Consider the following 13954-nt stretch of genomic DNA (forward strand, 5'->3'; position numbering starts at 1 on the left):
TGAGGGGAAGCCTCGTAACCGTGGTTGCGCATGGCTGATCCGCATCGGCCAGCGTGCAGAACTTACCGTCTTCGTGCCGCCGTCTCTTTTCGAAACGCCGCCGGGCTTCTCGCGGTCCACTTCCGAAATGCCCGATGGAAGGCGCTGGGTTCGGAGAAGCCAAGGCGTGTGGCGATCTCTCCAACGCTGAATCCGGTCGTTTGCAGCATTTCGATTGCAAGATCACGGCGGATTTCGTCTCTGATGGCGGCGTAATTCTGGCCCTCGGCATGCAGGCGATGCCGCAACGTCGAGGGAGACATGCGCATCTGCGCCGCCAAATCATCGAATGCTTTCCACGACGCGGGCGGCAGTTGCCGCAGGCGCTCGCGAACGCTTGCGGCTAGGCCGGCATCATAGCGATAGCGTACGAGGATGTTGGCGGGAGCATTGCGCAGAAACTGCTTCAAAGCTTGTTCGCTGCGCGTCACCGGCAGTTTCAGCACGGAGGCATCGAATGCAAGCCCGCTGACCGGCTGCGAGAAGCGCACGGGTGCGCCGAAGAAAAGCCGGTAGTCTGCTCCATGATCAGGCTCAGCACAGCGGAAATCGACCATTCGCAGGGGAACGCGGCGCCCGATGAGCCAGCATGTGATGCCGTGCAGCAGGATCCAGTAGGTTCGATAGGCAAAGGCGGAGCGCGGGCCTGCCGAATCCGTCAGCACGATCTGCGCCAGCCCGTCGGCGATTTCGAGATGCCCTTGCGGATCTTCCAGAACGATGTTCAAAAATCGAAGCGCACGCCGTAGTGCCTGGTCGAGGGTCTTGGCATGCAACACGCAGTGGCAGAGCAGCGTGAAGCTGCCGCGCCGCATCGGTCTCCCGCCCATACCGAAGAATTCGTCGTCCATCTCGGCCGCGATCGCGAGCCATAGCGCGCCATAGCTTTCCGCGGAGATCGGCGCGTCCATCCGGGTGGACAGGCCGAGCGAGGTCAGCACTCGTTCGGGCGATTTTCCCTGCCGACGAACGCAATCGAGCGCCTCTTTCACGAAGAAGGGTGATATCATCCGCCGTGCGGCTTCCGTCATCGTCATGCCCTGTGAAATATGGTAAAACTGGCCGATAGTTTGAGACGCTTCTGTCATCGTATGCAATATTGCACGGAGATACAGTAGGGCAAGGCGCCGAGCAAATCGCGCCCTGCCGGGAGGATGGGACACGGCGGGCGACCGCTCGACGCTTTGAAGTCGCCCTATTGAAATCGAAGGCGCTGGAGGAGAGCGACCATGTTGATCCGTGGGAAGAGTTTCGTCATCACTGGTGGCGGTTCGGGCCTTGGTGCAGCGGTCGCGCGGATGCTCGCCGGCGAGGGCGCGAACGTGGTGATCGCCGACGTCAATGCGGACACAGGCGTCGGCATTGTCGCAGAACTTGGAGCCAGCGCAGCCTTTATCAGGACCGATGTCACCGAGGAGAGGGACGCACAGGCCGCGGTCGATTTGGCGGTGGAACGCTTCGGCCATCTTCATGGGCTGGTGAATTGCGCCGGCGTCGCTCCAGGCGAAAAGGTGATCGGCCGCAATGGTCCGCACCGGCTCGACAGTTTTGCCCGCACGATTGGCATCAATCTCATCGGCACGTTCAATATGATCCGGCTCGCCGCAGCGGCAATCGCCAAAAATGAGCCTGATGAGGAGGGCGAGCGCGGCCTCATCGTGAATACGGCCTCGATCGCCGCCTTCGACGGGCAGGTGGGCCAGGCAGCCTATGCAGCCTCCAAGGGTGGCGTCGCCGCCATGACGTTGCCGATCGCCCGCGAATTGGCCCGCAGCGGCATTCGGGTCGTCACGGTGGCGCCAGGTATCTTCGAAACGCCGATGATGGCGGGCATGCCGCAAGAGGTGCGGGAATCGCTCGGCAAGAGCGTACCCTTTCCGACGCGTCTGGGAAGGCCGGTGGAATTCGCTGCATTGGTACGCCACATCTGTGAGAACGTCATGCTGAATGGCGAAGTCATCCGCCTCGACGGCGCACTGCGCATGGCGCCGCACTAGAGCCGGATGATTTTAGGTCCGTTCGACGTAAAATCTGAATCCGCTCTAACACCAAAGAAGGAGAGCATGATGTCGTCCGAAAGCCGCTCACACTTTTCGGCATCATGCTCTGAGACAGGCTCATTACGGGAGGTTTTGATATGACGCTACAGGATCCGATCGTCATCGTTGGCTCGGCCCGTACGCCGATTGGCGGCTTCCAGGGCGACCTAAAAGATTCCACCGCAGCGGAGCTCGGCGCGGCTGCCATCCGCGCCGCACTCGACCGCAGCGGTATCCGCCCCGACGCCGTAGAGGAAACAATCTTCGGTTGCGTTCTTCCGGCCGGCCAGGGCCAGGCGCCGGCTAGGCAAGCCGCGATCGCGGCTGGTCTGCCATTTGCCACGGGAGCCACCACCGTCAACAAGATGTGCGGTTCAGGGATGAAGGCGGTCATGTTGGCGCATGATCTCATCAGTGCCGGCAGCGCATCGATCGCCGTCGCCGGGGGGATGGAGAGCATGACGAATGCGCCTTACCTGCTCGATCGGGCCCGCGGCGGCTACCGGCTCGGACACGGCCGCGTCATCGACCATATGTTCCTGGATGGGCTGGAAGATGCCTATGACAAGGGGCGCCTCATGGGCACCTTCGCGGAAGACTGCGCCGAAGCCTACCAGTTCACTCGCCCCGCGCAGGACGACTACGCCGTCACATCTTTGACCCGCGCCCGCAATGCGATCGAAGAGGGCGCATTCGACGCCGAGATCGTGCCCGTCACGGTCAAGGCGGGGCGGTCCGAGCTGGTCGTCAGCCGTGACGAGCAGCCCGGCAAGGCGAAGCTCGAGAAGATCCCGACGCTGAAGCCTGCCTTTCGCGAAAACGGCACGGTGACGGCGGCGAACGCATCGTCCATATCCGATGGTGCAGCTGCTTTGGTGCTGATGCGTCGGTCCCAGGCCGAGCGCGAGGGGATCGCGCCGCTCGCCACGATCGTCGGCCATGCCACGCATTCGCAGGCGCCCAATCTCTTTGCGACGGCGCCGATCGGCGCGCTGCGCAAGCTTGGTGAGCGCACTGGCTGGAACCTCTGGGATGTCGACCTGTTCGAGATCAATGAGGCCTTCGCAGTCGTCGCCATGGCGGCCATGCGCGACCTCGACTTGCCGCATGACAAGGTCAATGTTCATGGCGGCGCCTGCGCGCTCGGCCATCCGATCGGTGCATCCGGCGCCCGCGTGCTTGTCACGCTGCTTGCAGCGCTCGAGCGCTATGGCATGAAACGCGGCATGGCGACCCTCTGTATCGGCGGCGGCGAGGCAACCGCGATGGCCGTCGAACTGAATTGAACGGTTTCGAGGAGGAGACCGGACTATGATCCTTAGTGAAGACCAGATCCAGATCCGCGACATGGCGCGTGATTTTGCCCGTGAACGTCTGGCCCCGGGTGCTGCCGAGCGCGACGAGAAAAGCCGGTTCCCTCGCGAAGAACTGAAGGAAATGGGCGAACTCGGCTTCCTCGGCATGCTGGTGCCCGAAGCCTATGGCGGCTCGGAGACAGGCGTGGTCGCCTATGCGGTGGCGCTGGAGGAGATCGCCGCCGGTGACGGTCCTTGCTCGACCATCATGAGCGTGCACAGTTCCGTCGGCTGCGTGCCGATCCTGAAATACGGCACGGAGGAACAAAAGCAGCGTTTCCTGCCGAAACTTGCAAGTGGCGAGTGGATCGGCGGCTTTGCCCTCACCGAGCCGCAGGCCGGCTCCGACGCCTCGAACCTTAAGACCCGCGCCCGCCGCGACGGCGATCACTATGTCATCGATGGCGCCAAGCAGTTCATTACTTCGGGCAAGAACGGCAATGTCATCATCGTCTTCGCCGTCACCGACCCGGATGCGGGCAAGAGGGGTATTTCCGCCTTCATCGTGCCGACCGACACACCCGGTTACGAGGTCGTGCGCGTCGAGCACAAGCTTGGCCTGCACTCGTCGGACACATGTCAGATCGCCTTTACCGATATGCGCGTGTCTGCCGACAATCGCCTTGGCGAGGAAGGTGACGGCTACAGGATTGCCCTGTCGAACCTTGAAGGCGGGCGCATCGGCATTGCGTCGCAGTCCGTCGGCATGGCGCGTGCGGCTTTCGAGGCGGCGCGCGATTATGCCCGTGAACGTACGGCCTTCGGCTCACCGATCATCGATCATCAGGCGGTGGCCTTCCGGCTTGCCGACATGGCGACGCAGATCGAGGTGGCGCGCCAGATGGTGCTGCATGCGGCCCAGTTGAAGGAGGAAGGGCAGCCCTGCCTGACCGAAGCGTCGATGGCCAAGCTGTTTGCCTCGGAAATGGCCGAAAAGGTCTGCTCCGATGCGATCCAGATCCATGGCGGCTACGGATATATGGCGGACTATCCGGTCGAGCGCATCTACCGCGACGTCCGCATCTGCCAGATCTATGAGGGAACGAGCGACGTTCAGCGCATCGTTATCGCACGCAATCTGTAGGGTATTTGCGGCCATGCCCACCGTGGGGAGCGACGGTGGGGTGACCGGCAAGGGAGGTATCACAGGACATGAATGAGGTTCCAAATCTGAGCCTGCACGTCCCCGAGCCGGCGGTCCGGCCCGGCGGCCAGCCGGATTTCTCCAACGTCAAGATCGCAAAGGCCGGCTCCGTGCCGAAGCCGGCGGTCGACGTGGCGCCGGAGGAGATCCGCGATCTCGCCTATTCCATCATCCGTGTGCTCAACCGCGACGGCGAGGCGGTCGGCCCCTGGGCTGGGCTGCTCTCGGACGAGGAACTGCTGACGGGCCTGCGCAACATGATGAAGCTCAGGGCCTTCGACGCCCGCATGCTGATGGCGCAGCGTCAGGGAAAGACCTCCTTCTACATGCAGCATCTCGGTGAAGAGGCGGTCAGCTCCGCCTTCCGCAAGGCACTGAACAAGGGGGATATGAACTTCCCGACCTACCGGCAGGCGGGGCTCCTGATCGCCGACGATTACCCGATGGTCGAGATGATGAACCAGATCTACTCGAACGAGGCCGATCCTCTGCGCGGCCGGCAGCTGCCGATCATGTATTCGTCGAAGGCGCATGGCTTCTTCACCATCTCCGGCAACCTTGCGACCCAATATGTGCAGGCCGTCGGCTGGGCCATGGCGTCGGCCATCAAGAACGATACGAAGATCGCGGCCGCATGGATCGGCGACGGCTCGACCGCCGAATCCGACTTCCATTCCGCTCTGGTCTTCGCCTCCACCTACAAGGCGCCTGTCATCCTCAATATCGTCAACAACCAGTGGGCCATCTCGACCTTCCAGGGTATTGCCCGTGGCGGCTCCGGCACCTTTGCCGCCCGTGGTCTGGGCTTCGGTATTCCGGCGCTGCGTGTCGATGGCAACGACTACCTGGCTGTCTATGCGGTGGCCAAATGGGCGGCCGAGCGTGCCCGGCGCAACCTCGGCCCAACGCTGATCGAATATGTTACCTACCGCGTCGGCGCACACTCCACCTCGGATGACCCGAGCGCCTATCGGCCGAAAACCGAATCCGAGGCCTGGCCGCTCGGCGATCCTGTGCTGCGGCTGAAGAAGCATCTGATCGTGCGCGGTGTCTGGTCTGAAGAACGCCACGCCCAGGCGGAAGCCGAGGTCCTCGACGAGGTCATCGAGGCCCAGAAGCAGGCCGAAAGCCATGGCACGCTCCATGCCGGCGGCAAGCCGTCGGTACGGGACATCTTCGAGGGCGTCTATGCGGAAATGCCCGCCCATATCCGCCGCCAGCGACAGAAGGCAGGATACTGACATGGCAAGAATGACAATGATCGAGGCGGTGCGCAGCGCCATGGACGTCTCGATGGGACGTGACGACAATGTCGTCGTCTTCGGTGAAGACGTAGGCTATTTCGGCGGCGTCTTTCGCGCCACGCAGGGGCTCCAGGCCAAATATGGCAAGACCCGCTGTTTCGATGCGCCGATCAACGAATCCGGCATCCTGGGCACCGCGATCGGGATGGCGGCCTATGGCTTGAAGCCCTGCGTCGAAATCCAGTTTGCCGATTATATGTATCCGGCCTATGACCAGATCACCCAGGAAGCGGCACGTATCCGCTACCGTTCCAACGGCGATTTCACCTGCCCGATCGTCGTGCGCATGCCGACCGGCGGCGGCATTTTCGGCGGCCAGACGCACAGCCAGAGCCCCGAAGCGCTGTTTACCCATGTCTGCGGCCTGAAGGTGATCGTGCCTTCCAATCCCTATGACGCCAAGGGCCTGCTGATCGCCGCGATCGAGGACCCGGACCCGGTGATGTTCCTCGAACCCAAGCGGCTCTACAACGGCCCCTTCGACGGCCACCACGAGAAGCCGGTCACGCCCTGGTCGAAACATGATCTCGGCGAGGTTCCAGAGGGGCATTACACGATCCCGATCGGCAAGGCGGAAATCCGCCGGGCAGGCAGAGCCGTCACCGTCATCGCCTATGGCACGATGGTGCATGTGGCGCTGGCGGCGGCGGCGGAGACAGGGATCGATGCCGAGGTGATCGACCTGCGCAGCCTCCTGCCGCTCGACCTCGATACCATCGTCCAATCGGTCAAGAAGACCGGCCGCTGTGTCGTCGTGCATGAGGCGACGCTCACCTCCGGCTTCGGCGGTGAAATCGCTTCGCTGGTTCAGGAATATTGCTTCTATAGTCTCGAAGCGCCGATCGTGCGCGTAACCGGCTGGGATACGCCTTATCCGCATGCGCAGGAGTGGGACTATTTCCCCGGTCCCGCCCGCGTTGGCCGGGCACTGAAAGAAGTGATGGAGGGCTGAGGATGGGCGAGTTTGTCATCAAGATGCCCGATGTGGGTGAAGGCGTGGCCGAGGCTGAACTGGTCGAATGGTACGTCAAGCCGGGCGACCCGGTCCGCGAAGACATGGTGCTCGCCGCCGTCATGACCGACAAGGCGACGGTGGAAATTCCTTCTCCGGTCGATGGTGTCGTGCTTTGGCTCGGCGCCGAGGTTGGAGACACGGTCGCCGTCAAGGCGCCTTTGCTGCGCATAGAGGTCGTCGGCGAGGGGGCAGTTGAAGAGGCTCAAACCACCACGACCGAGCCGCCTGTGAAGGTAGAGCCAGCCAACGACAAGCCCGTGGAAGTCAAGACAACCTCGGCGCCCGCTGCCAGACCGTTCGCTGAAGAGAAGATCATCGAGCCGGAAAAATCGGTCGAGCGTCCTGCCGCTCGCGAGCCGGCGGAGCGACCGCTTGCTTCCCCTGCTGTGCGCTTGCGCGCCCAGGAGGCTGGCGTCGACCTGCGTCAGGTGATTGGCACTGGCCCCGCCGGTCGCATCACTCATGACGACCTCGACCAGTTCATGGCGCGCGGCGCTCAGCCGGCCGCCGTTGCACCAGCGGGCCTCGCCCGCAAGACTGCCATCGAAGAGATCAAGGTGACCGGTCTGCGCCGCCGCATCGCTGAGAAGATGCGTCTTGCGAGTTCGCGTATTCCGCACATCACCTATGTCGAAGAGGTCGATGTCACCGACCTCGAGGATCTGCGCGCGACGATGAATGCCGGCCGCAAATCCGATCAGCCGAAGCTGACCATATTGCCCTTCCTGATGCGCGCGCTGGTTAAGACGATTGGCGAGCAGCCGGGCGTCAACGCAACATTCGACGACGATGCCGGCGTCGTCACCCGCTATGGTGCCGTCCATATCGGGATTGCCACGCAGACGCCGTCGGGCCTGACTGTGCCCGTCGTCCGGCATGCGGAGGCCCGCTCGATCTGGGACGTCGCCGCCGAACTGACGCGTCTTGCCGATGCGGCCCGCAACGGCACCGCCGCGCGCGAGGAGCTTTCCGGCTCCACGATCACCATCACCTCGCTCGGCGCGCTCGGCGGCATCGTCACGACACCGATCATCAACCATCCGGAAGTGGCGATCGTCGGCGTCAACAAGATCATGACCCGGCCCGTCTGGGACGGCACACAATTCGTCCCGCGTAAAATCATGAACCTGTCGTCGAGCTTCGACCATCGGATCGTCGATGGCTGGGACGCGGCGGTCTTTGTGCAGCGGATCAAGGCGCTGCTCGAAACTCCTGCACTGATCTTCATCGAAGGTTGATGACATGAAAGAAATCGTCTGCAAGCTCCTCGTCATCGGCGCCGGTCCCGGGGGGTATATCTGCGCCATCCGTGCCGGACAGCTCGGCGTCGACACCGTCATCGTCGAAGCGACGAAGGCCGGCGGCACCTGCCTGAACGTCGGTTGTATCCCATCCAAGGCGCTGATCCATGCTGCCGAGGAGTTCGAGAAGGTCAGCCATATGACGAGCCCCAACGCGCTCGGCATCACGGTCGAGGCGCCGAGGCTCGATCTCGCCCAGACCATACACTGGAAGGACGGCATCGTCGGCCGGCTGAACAGCGGCGTGCTCGGTCTCTTGCGCAAGGCCAAGGTCAAGATCGTGCATGGGCAGGCAAAGTTCCGCGACGGCAAGACAGTCGAGGTCGAGACCGAGACCGGGACCCAGATTGTCCGTGCCGAAACGGTGGTGATCGCGACTGGCTCCGAACCGGTGGAGCTGCCGCCGCTGCCCTTCGGCGGAGCGGTCCTCTCATCCACGGAAGCGCTGTCGCTGACGAGTGTCCCGAGCACCCTTGCCGTCGTGGGCGGTGGCTATATCGGCCTGGAACTCGGCACCGCCTTTGCCAAGATGGGCGCGCAGGTCACGGTGGTCGAGGCGATGTCGCAAATCCTGCCGCAATATGATGCCGAACTCGTCAAGCCGGTCGCCAAGCGCCTGAATGAGCTTGGCGTGCGCGTGCTGACCGGCGCAAAGGCAAAGAGCTATTCCGGAGAGGCACTGCTGATCGAGATTGCCGCCGGCGCGGAGGAGCGGATTGCCGCGGACAAGGTGCTCGTCACCGTCGGCCGTAAGCCGCGCACCGAAGGGTGGGGTCTTGAAGAGCTCGATCTTGATCGCGCCGGCCGCTTCATCCGTATCGATGAGCGTTGCCGCACTTCCATGCGTGGCGTCTATGCGATCGGCGACGTCACGGGCGAACCGATGCTCGCCCATCGCGCCATGGCGCAGGGCGAGATGGTCGCGGAGATCGTTGCCGGCCGCAAGCGCACCTGGGACAAGCGCGCGATCCCCGCTGTCTGCTTCACAGACCCGGAGATCGTCACCGCAGGCCTTTCCCCCGAGGAGGCACGCGCTCAGGGCTATGAAATCCGCGTCGGTCTCTTCCCCTTCGCTGCCAACGGCCGTGCGATGACGACGCAGTCGGAAGACGGTTTCGTCCGTGCCGTGGCGCGCGCGGACACCAACCTGGTGCTTGGCCTGCAGGCGGTCGGCGCCGGCGTCTCGGAGCTCTCTAGTGCCTTTTCGCTGGCGCTCGAAATGGGTGCACGGCTAGAGGACATCGCGGGCACCATCCACGCCCATCCGACCCGCAGCGAAGGACTGCAGGAGGCCGCGTTGAAGGCGCTTGGCCATGCCCTGCACATCTGAAGCCTGCAATGCAGATGGATGCGACCCTTCAGTCGGCAATGATCGTAAGCATCTCTCAGATTGGCAGCCCTGAAGTAGAAGATCGGCTTGGCATCATGCGGGACGCTAAAATCCCTGCAGTCGGGAACGAGTCTCGTCTCGCCGACCTTGGCACACTCCAGAGATGGCCAAAGGCGACATCGCCGCGCGGAGCAATATCGAGAAGGCGCGCATATGATGCTCGTGCGGGGATGACCTCGCAGACGGGAATGACGACTGCGCCAATGTCTCGGCCAATCAAATTTTCCTCCGCCGACCGAGACCGGCCTGCCGCACTATGACATTGAAAATCGCGACAAGATTACATGAAGCGAAAACGACCGCTGCCGGACGAAGATTGGCGTCGAAGCCATTCGTTGTTCGTAGGTGAAGTGGAGAAACCGCAGGGCTATCGCTGTTCGTTCTGACTGTGCCGGATAATGTGAAACGCGCCTAATGTGTCAGGGCGTCTCGAAGAAATCCGGCGGCAAGACTATCGATGAATTTTCGCACGGCGGGTGGGAGGCCTCGTCTGGTGGTGAATACCAGATGCACCAGCCCCCGCATTCCACTCCAGGCCGGCAGGACGCGAACGAGCGAGCCGCTATCGAGTGCCTGCCGACATGTATGATCCGGGAGCAGGGCGACCCCCAGTCCCGCCATTGCGGCAGAGCGAACCGCGGAGAAATCGGCACAGCCCATTCGCGGCGCATGCCGAAGAATGTGTGTGCGTCCGTCGTTTGTCGTCAGATACCAGTCGATCTCCCCTTGGTCTTCCGTGGTCGCCAGCGTTGGAAAATGCTTGAGATCGTCGATATCGGCGATCTTGCTTGCAAGCTGCGGGTTGGTGACAAGGATACGAACGGACTCCCCCAGCGACCGCATCGTCAGCGACGCATCGCTATCGAGCGAAGTTCGAACACGCAGCGCAACATCAATCCGCTCCTCGATGAGGTCGACGGGGCGATCGATGACGACGAGCTGAAGGCGAACTTTAGGGTAGCGGTCCAGGAACTGCATGAGGAGGGGCGAGATAGCTTCCACAAGTCCCGTCGGGCAGCTCATGCGAACGACGCCGTGCGGCTCTGATTGCGCTTCCGCCACCAGAGTTTCGGCGCGCTCGGCCTCCGCCAGCATGGCCTTGCAGTGTTTGTAGAAGCTCTGGCCGACATCGGTTACCCTGAAGCGCCGGCTTGACCGCTCGATCAAGCGGACGCCGAGGCGGGCTTCCAGACCGGCGACGCGGCGGCTGAGCTTTGACTTCGGCTCGCGCAGCGCGCGACCCGCCGCCGCAAAGCCGCCATGCGCCACCACTTCGGCAAAATACGCGAAATCGTTCAGGTCGGTTCGCATCATCGTTCCTCCTTCAGAACGATGGATATCATATATGCCGGCTATCTGCATCATCGTTCTCCTGGCATGCTTTTCATCGACGGACGGATAGGCGGCAATCAAGGAAAAAGACAATGAAGAAAAGTTTCGAAAACAAGGTTCTGTTCGCGTCGGGCGGCCGGGCCTAGATCCGATCGCTACCCCGCATCATTTTCATATTGGAGAACCATCATGTCCTATGACATTGCCACCTTGCTTACCCGCAATCTTCACGAGGTGTTCGGCGAGGGCGATGATGCCCGCCGTCGGGTAGTCGTGGAGGAGATTTTCACGGAGGACGCCGTGTTTTATGAACCGAACGGCGTCTATCGCGGCCGCGACGAGATCGTACGTATAGCCGGGGTGATCCGCGCCGCTCATCCGAGCTTCCGATACACGGTCTTGAAGGCGCCCGAAATTCTTGATGATCGGGCGGGTCGCGTCCAATGGGTCTCAGGTGCTCCCGGCGCATCGCCGGAATATGCGGGCACGGATGTGATTGTTGCGCGGCAAGGCAGGATCGCCGAGATCTATCTGTTTTTCGATCCCTTGCCGCTCTAGCCGACCCAGCGGAAGGAAGCTCCCGTGCATGGCGAGGGCCGCTCTCAGCAGCACAATGCAGCCAAAGGGAAATTTGGTGGGTTGAGCTGGCATCCCGCAGCGGCTATCTGGTGCCAACCCCGAAAGGGCTTTTCGCTAGCATTGAGGTTTGTCGCGGCATGATTCCAAATTTCCTTGTCACCCACTCGGGCGGCTTTCATGCTGATGAGGTGCTCTCCAGCGTTATCCTCACCCGGCTATTCCCCCAGGCTCGCGTGGTCCGCAGCAGGGCGCCGGAATGGATTACGCCCGGCGCAGACCGCATCATCTACGATGTGGGCGGAAAGTATGATGCGGCGGAGCGGATCTTCGATCACCATCAGCGCGGCGCGCCATTGCGGGACGATGGTCAGCCGTTCAGCTCATTCGGCCTGATCTGGAAGCACTATGGCCGTGACTATCTCACCGCCGTCGGCCTTCCTGAAGCGCATATCGAGGCGGTTCATGCTTCCTTCGATGCGAGCTTCGTGCTGCCGGTCGATCTGGTGGACAACGGTGCAATCAGCCCCGCGGTCGCAGGACCGTTGGCCGGGCTTACTTTGCCGGCATTGCTTGAAACACTAAAGCCCGTCTTTGACGAGACCGACCCTGCGGCCGACGATCGCTGCTTCCATGGCGCCCTTGCCATTGCCCGCAGCTTCGTCGAGGCAAAAATAGCTCAAAGTGCCGCAAAACTCCGTGCCGAGTCGCTTGTCTATCAGGCGATCAAGGATGCAGGCGAGGGACGAGTTCTGGAACTGCGAATGGGAATGCCGTTCCGTCCGGCCATCGTAAAGGCTGGTGCCGATCATCTGCTGTTTGTCGTGCATCCGCGCGAAAAGGATTGGTGCCTGACCGGCATTCGCCGCGCGGACGAGGGCTTCGAGCTGCGTGCCGATCTGCCAGCGGCCTGGGCCGGTTTGACCGACGGTGACCTAGAGGTGGCATGCGGCGTGAAGGGCGCGAGCTTTTGCCACAATGGCCGTTTCATCGCTGCTGCCAAGACCCGAGAAGCTGCTCTCGCCATGGCCGAGTTGGCGGTCAGGGAAGCGACAGCCGGCCAATAACGCCGAGAACGGACGCGACATTGAAACGCGCCGCCTGAGTGTGGGCGGCGCTGTCAGCTTGTTGGCGATTGGCAGGCGAGGGCGTACCTGCCCGCTATTTCACCCAATGCAAACGGTTTCGAAGATCCCGTAACCGGCAGTCTCAATGCGGGGATAGCGCGCTGGCTGATTGGCAGCGGCATCGCCGGAACCGCATATGCTGCGGCCCAGGGAACCGTCCTTGGAAGTGGAGGGCGCGTCCGCGTGATACAGGACAGCGATGCAATATGGATCGGCGGAAGCGTGAATACCTGCATAACAGGGACGGTTTCGCTTTAGTTCACGCAGCGGATCTTGTCCGCGGCCTGCCGCGAAAAGTCCTCGATCGGTAGCGGCTTGTTATTGCCGTGCCCCTTCGGCGGGGACATGTGGGGCGTAGCGGGCGAGCCCGCCGAAAGCATCGAGAAGGCGATCACGCCAATGGAAGACCGGATCGTCGGCTTCGAGCAACTCGGCCGGGCTCGAGCAGCGTGCCCACATGAACATGCCGAACACGCAGTAATCGGCATAGGCTGGCTCTGGACCGGACAGGTAGGCGCGTTCCCGCAGGACATATCGCAGTGGCGACAGGGCGCTTCGCAACGCCGCGAGATGAGCCATCCGATCGGCGACGACGGCTTCGAGGCTCTCGCCGAAACGCTTTTCGCGCGATGTGCGAAAATAGGCTTGGTCGACCGGCGCCAGGCAGTCGTGAATGTCGCGCAGGATGATGCGGGCGATCAGGGGCAGCAAGGTCTTATCAGCCCAGGCGTTGACGAAGGCGGCGAGCTGCACGGCAGCGTCGCCTCCGAACAGGCTGGGTGTATCCGGATATCGGACTTCCAGATACTGCGCGATGCGCCAGGAATCGCTCACCGTTTCGGTGCCATCGACCAGCACCGGCACATGGCCTTGCCCGGAAAAGGCGATGGCGTCTTTCTCCGTGAAGCGCCAAGGCCGGCTTTCCGCTGTAAGCCCCTTGTGCGCAAGTGCCATGCGCACCTTCCAGCAATGCGGGCTGAAAAGCTGATCGTCTTCGCGTCCGGCGAGTTCATAGAGCACCATACCCATGGTCACTCCTCTCCAACGGTCTTTGTCGTCTGAGCGAAGAGGCCTTTCTTGCCATTCTCGGTCACCGGAGCGACGCGATAATGCTGCCGCATCTTCTCTGGAGAGACCGTGATCTTCCGGCTGTTCGAAGTGTTCGAGCAATGGAGGTCGATCATCCTTTGGCCCTCAGCGGCGGCGCCCATGGCCCTTCCTTGGTACGATCACCAGGTTTGACGGTCGTGTCAAGAATGAACCGGGATAGCCAAGGCCTCCAACTGTGTAGCGGTGACTTTCAAATGGGAAGCCGGGGCTGTCTATGTCGCC

The 13954-nt window shown here is 62.3% G+C and carries 13 protein-coding genes and 1 pseudogene; 10 read left to right on the forward strand and 4 right to left on the reverse strand.

Annotated features, from left to right (window positions below):
* Positions 1-62 precede the first annotated feature (62 nt).
* Positions 63-1070, reverse strand: a complete 1008-nt coding sequence (locus RHSP_RS25875) for an AraC family transcriptional regulator (RefSeq protein WP_037154473.1) — start codon at positions 1068-1070, stop codon at positions 63-65.
* A 198-nt stretch (positions 1071-1268) separates the two neighbouring features.
* Between RHSP_RS25875 and RHSP_RS25880 the strand changes: the two genes are divergently transcribed.
* The 7 genes from RHSP_RS25880 (at position 1269) to lpdA (ending at position 9527) form a co-directional block, all read left to right on the forward strand.
* A complete protein-coding gene (locus RHSP_RS25880; protein ID WP_037154476.1) occupies positions 1269-2036 on the forward strand; it encodes a 3-hydroxyacyl-CoA dehydrogenase in 768 nt (255 codons plus the stop codon).
* Positions 2037-2176: 140 nt separating this feature from the next.
* On the forward strand, positions 2177-3364 hold the full coding sequence (locus RHSP_RS25885) for an acetyl-CoA C-acyltransferase (protein WP_004125480.1): 1188 nt from the start codon (positions 2177-2179) through the stop codon (positions 3362-3364).
* A 25-nt stretch (positions 3365-3389) separates the two neighbouring features.
* On the forward strand, positions 3390-4517 hold the full coding sequence (locus RHSP_RS25890; protein WP_004125482.1) for an acyl-CoA dehydrogenase family protein: 1128 nt from the start codon (positions 3390-3392) through the stop codon (positions 4515-4517).
* Between the two features lie 68 nt (positions 4518-4585).
* Complete coding sequence (locus RHSP_RS25895) at positions 4586-5818, forward strand: 3-methyl-2-oxobutanoate dehydrogenase (2-methylpropanoyl-transferring) subunit alpha (RefSeq protein ID WP_004125483.1); 1233 nt, start codon at positions 4586-4588, stop codon at positions 5816-5818.
* 1 nt (position 5819) lies between these two features.
* Positions 5820-6833, forward strand: coding sequence for an alpha-ketoacid dehydrogenase subunit beta (locus RHSP_RS25900; protein ID WP_004125485.1), 1014 nt, complete (start codon positions 5820-5822; stop codon positions 6831-6833).
* 2 nt (positions 6834-6835) lie between these two features.
* Positions 6836-8134, forward strand: a complete 1299-nt coding sequence (locus tag RHSP_RS25905; RefSeq protein ID WP_004125487.1) for a dihydrolipoamide acetyltransferase family protein — start codon at positions 6836-6838, stop codon at positions 8132-8134.
* Positions 8135-8138: 4 nt separating this feature from the next.
* Positions 8139-9527: a dihydrolipoyl dehydrogenase gene (gene lpdA, locus RHSP_RS25910; protein ID WP_004125489.1), complete on the forward strand. Its 1389-nt coding sequence runs from the start codon at positions 8139-8141 to the stop codon at positions 9525-9527.
* Positions 9528-9998: 471 nt separating this feature from the next.
* Here lpdA and RHSP_RS25920 read toward each other — a convergent pair whose 3' ends face one another.
* A complete protein-coding gene (locus RHSP_RS25920; RefSeq protein ID WP_004125491.1) occupies positions 9999-10898 on the reverse strand; it encodes a LysR substrate-binding domain-containing protein in 900 nt (299 codons plus the stop codon).
* Positions 10899-11108: 210 nt separating this feature from the next.
* On the opposite strand from RHSP_RS25920, the gene RHSP_RS25925 reads away from it, so the two are divergent.
* From RHSP_RS25925 to RHSP_RS35720, 3 genes and pseudogenes are all read left to right on the forward strand, one after another.
* Positions 11109-11477, forward strand: a complete 369-nt coding sequence (locus tag RHSP_RS25925) for a nuclear transport factor 2 family protein (protein ID WP_037154483.1) — start codon at positions 11109-11111, stop codon at positions 11475-11477.
* A 158-nt stretch (positions 11478-11635) separates the two neighbouring features.
* The gene (locus tag RHSP_RS25930) at positions 11636-12562 is read left to right on the forward strand and encodes an MYG1 family protein (RefSeq protein ID WP_037154486.1); all 927 of its coding nucleotides are present in this window, start codon (positions 11636-11638) and stop codon (positions 12560-12562) included.
* Between the two features lie 111 nt (positions 12563-12673).
* Positions 12674-12880 (forward strand): annotated as a pseudogene (locus tag RHSP_RS35720) (phenazine biosynthesis protein PhzF); the annotation flags it as partial.
* 60 nt (positions 12881-12940) lie between these two features.
* Here the strand turns inward: RHSP_RS35720 and RHSP_RS25935 are convergent.
* Positions 12941-13651 (reverse strand): glutathione S-transferase family protein, encoded by a 711-nt coding sequence (locus RHSP_RS25935; RefSeq protein ID WP_004125494.1) that lies wholly within the window; start codon positions 13649-13651, stop codon positions 12941-12943.
* A gap of 2 nt (positions 13652-13653) precedes the next feature.
* A complete protein-coding gene (locus RHSP_RS25940) occupies positions 13654-13833 on the reverse strand; it encodes a hypothetical protein (protein WP_037154491.1) in 180 nt (59 codons plus the stop codon).
* Positions 13834-13954 lie beyond the last annotated feature (121 nt).

This window comes from Rhizobium freirei PRF 81 (assembly GCF_000359745.1).
Taxonomy (GTDB): Bacteria; Pseudomonadota; Alphaproteobacteria; order Rhizobiales; family Rhizobiaceae; genus Rhizobium; species Rhizobium freirei.

Coding starts and splice junctions, on each gene's coding strand:
- RHSP_RS25875 (WP_037154473.1), bottom strand. CDS start 1,070: ATGACGGAAGCCGCACGGCGGATGATATCACCCTTCTTCGTGAAAGAG.
- RHSP_RS25880 (WP_037154476.1), top strand. CDS start 1,269: ATGTTGATCCGTGGGAAGAGTTTCGTCATCACTGGTGGCGGTTCGGGC.
- RHSP_RS25885 (WP_004125480.1), top strand. CDS start 2,177: ATGACGCTACAGGATCCGATCGTCATCGTTGGCTCGGCCCGTACGCCG.
- RHSP_RS25890 (WP_004125482.1), top strand. CDS start 3,390: ATGATCCTTAGTGAAGACCAGATCCAGATCCGCGACATGGCGCGTGAT.
- RHSP_RS25895 (WP_004125483.1), top strand. CDS start 4,586: ATGAATGAGGTTCCAAATCTGAGCCTGCACGTCCCCGAGCCGGCGGTC.
- RHSP_RS25900 (WP_004125485.1), top strand. CDS start 5,820: ATGGCAAGAATGACAATGATCGAGGCGGTGCGCAGCGCCATGGACGTC.
- RHSP_RS25905 (WP_004125487.1), top strand. CDS start 6,836: ATGGGCGAGTTTGTCATCAAGATGCCCGATGTGGGTGAAGGCGTGGCC.
- lpdA (WP_004125489.1), top strand. CDS start 8,139: ATGAAAGAAATCGTCTGCAAGCTCCTCGTCATCGGCGCCGGTCCCGGG.
- RHSP_RS25920 (WP_004125491.1), bottom strand. CDS start 10,898: ATGCGAACCGACCTGAACGATTTCGCGTATTTTGCCGAAGTGGTGGCG.
- RHSP_RS25925 (WP_037154483.1), top strand. CDS start 11,109: ATGTCCTATGACATTGCCACCTTGCTTACCCGCAATCTTCACGAGGTG.
- RHSP_RS25930 (WP_037154486.1), top strand. CDS start 11,636: ATGATTCCAAATTTCCTTGTCACCCACTCGGGCGGCTTTCATGCTGAT.
- RHSP_RS25935 (WP_004125494.1), bottom strand. CDS start 13,651: ATGGGTATGGTGCTCTATGAACTCGCCGGACGCGAAGACGATCAGCTT.
- RHSP_RS25940 (WP_037154491.1), bottom strand. CDS start 13,833: ATGGGCGCCGCCGCTGAGGGCCAAAGGATGATCGACCTCCATTGCTCG.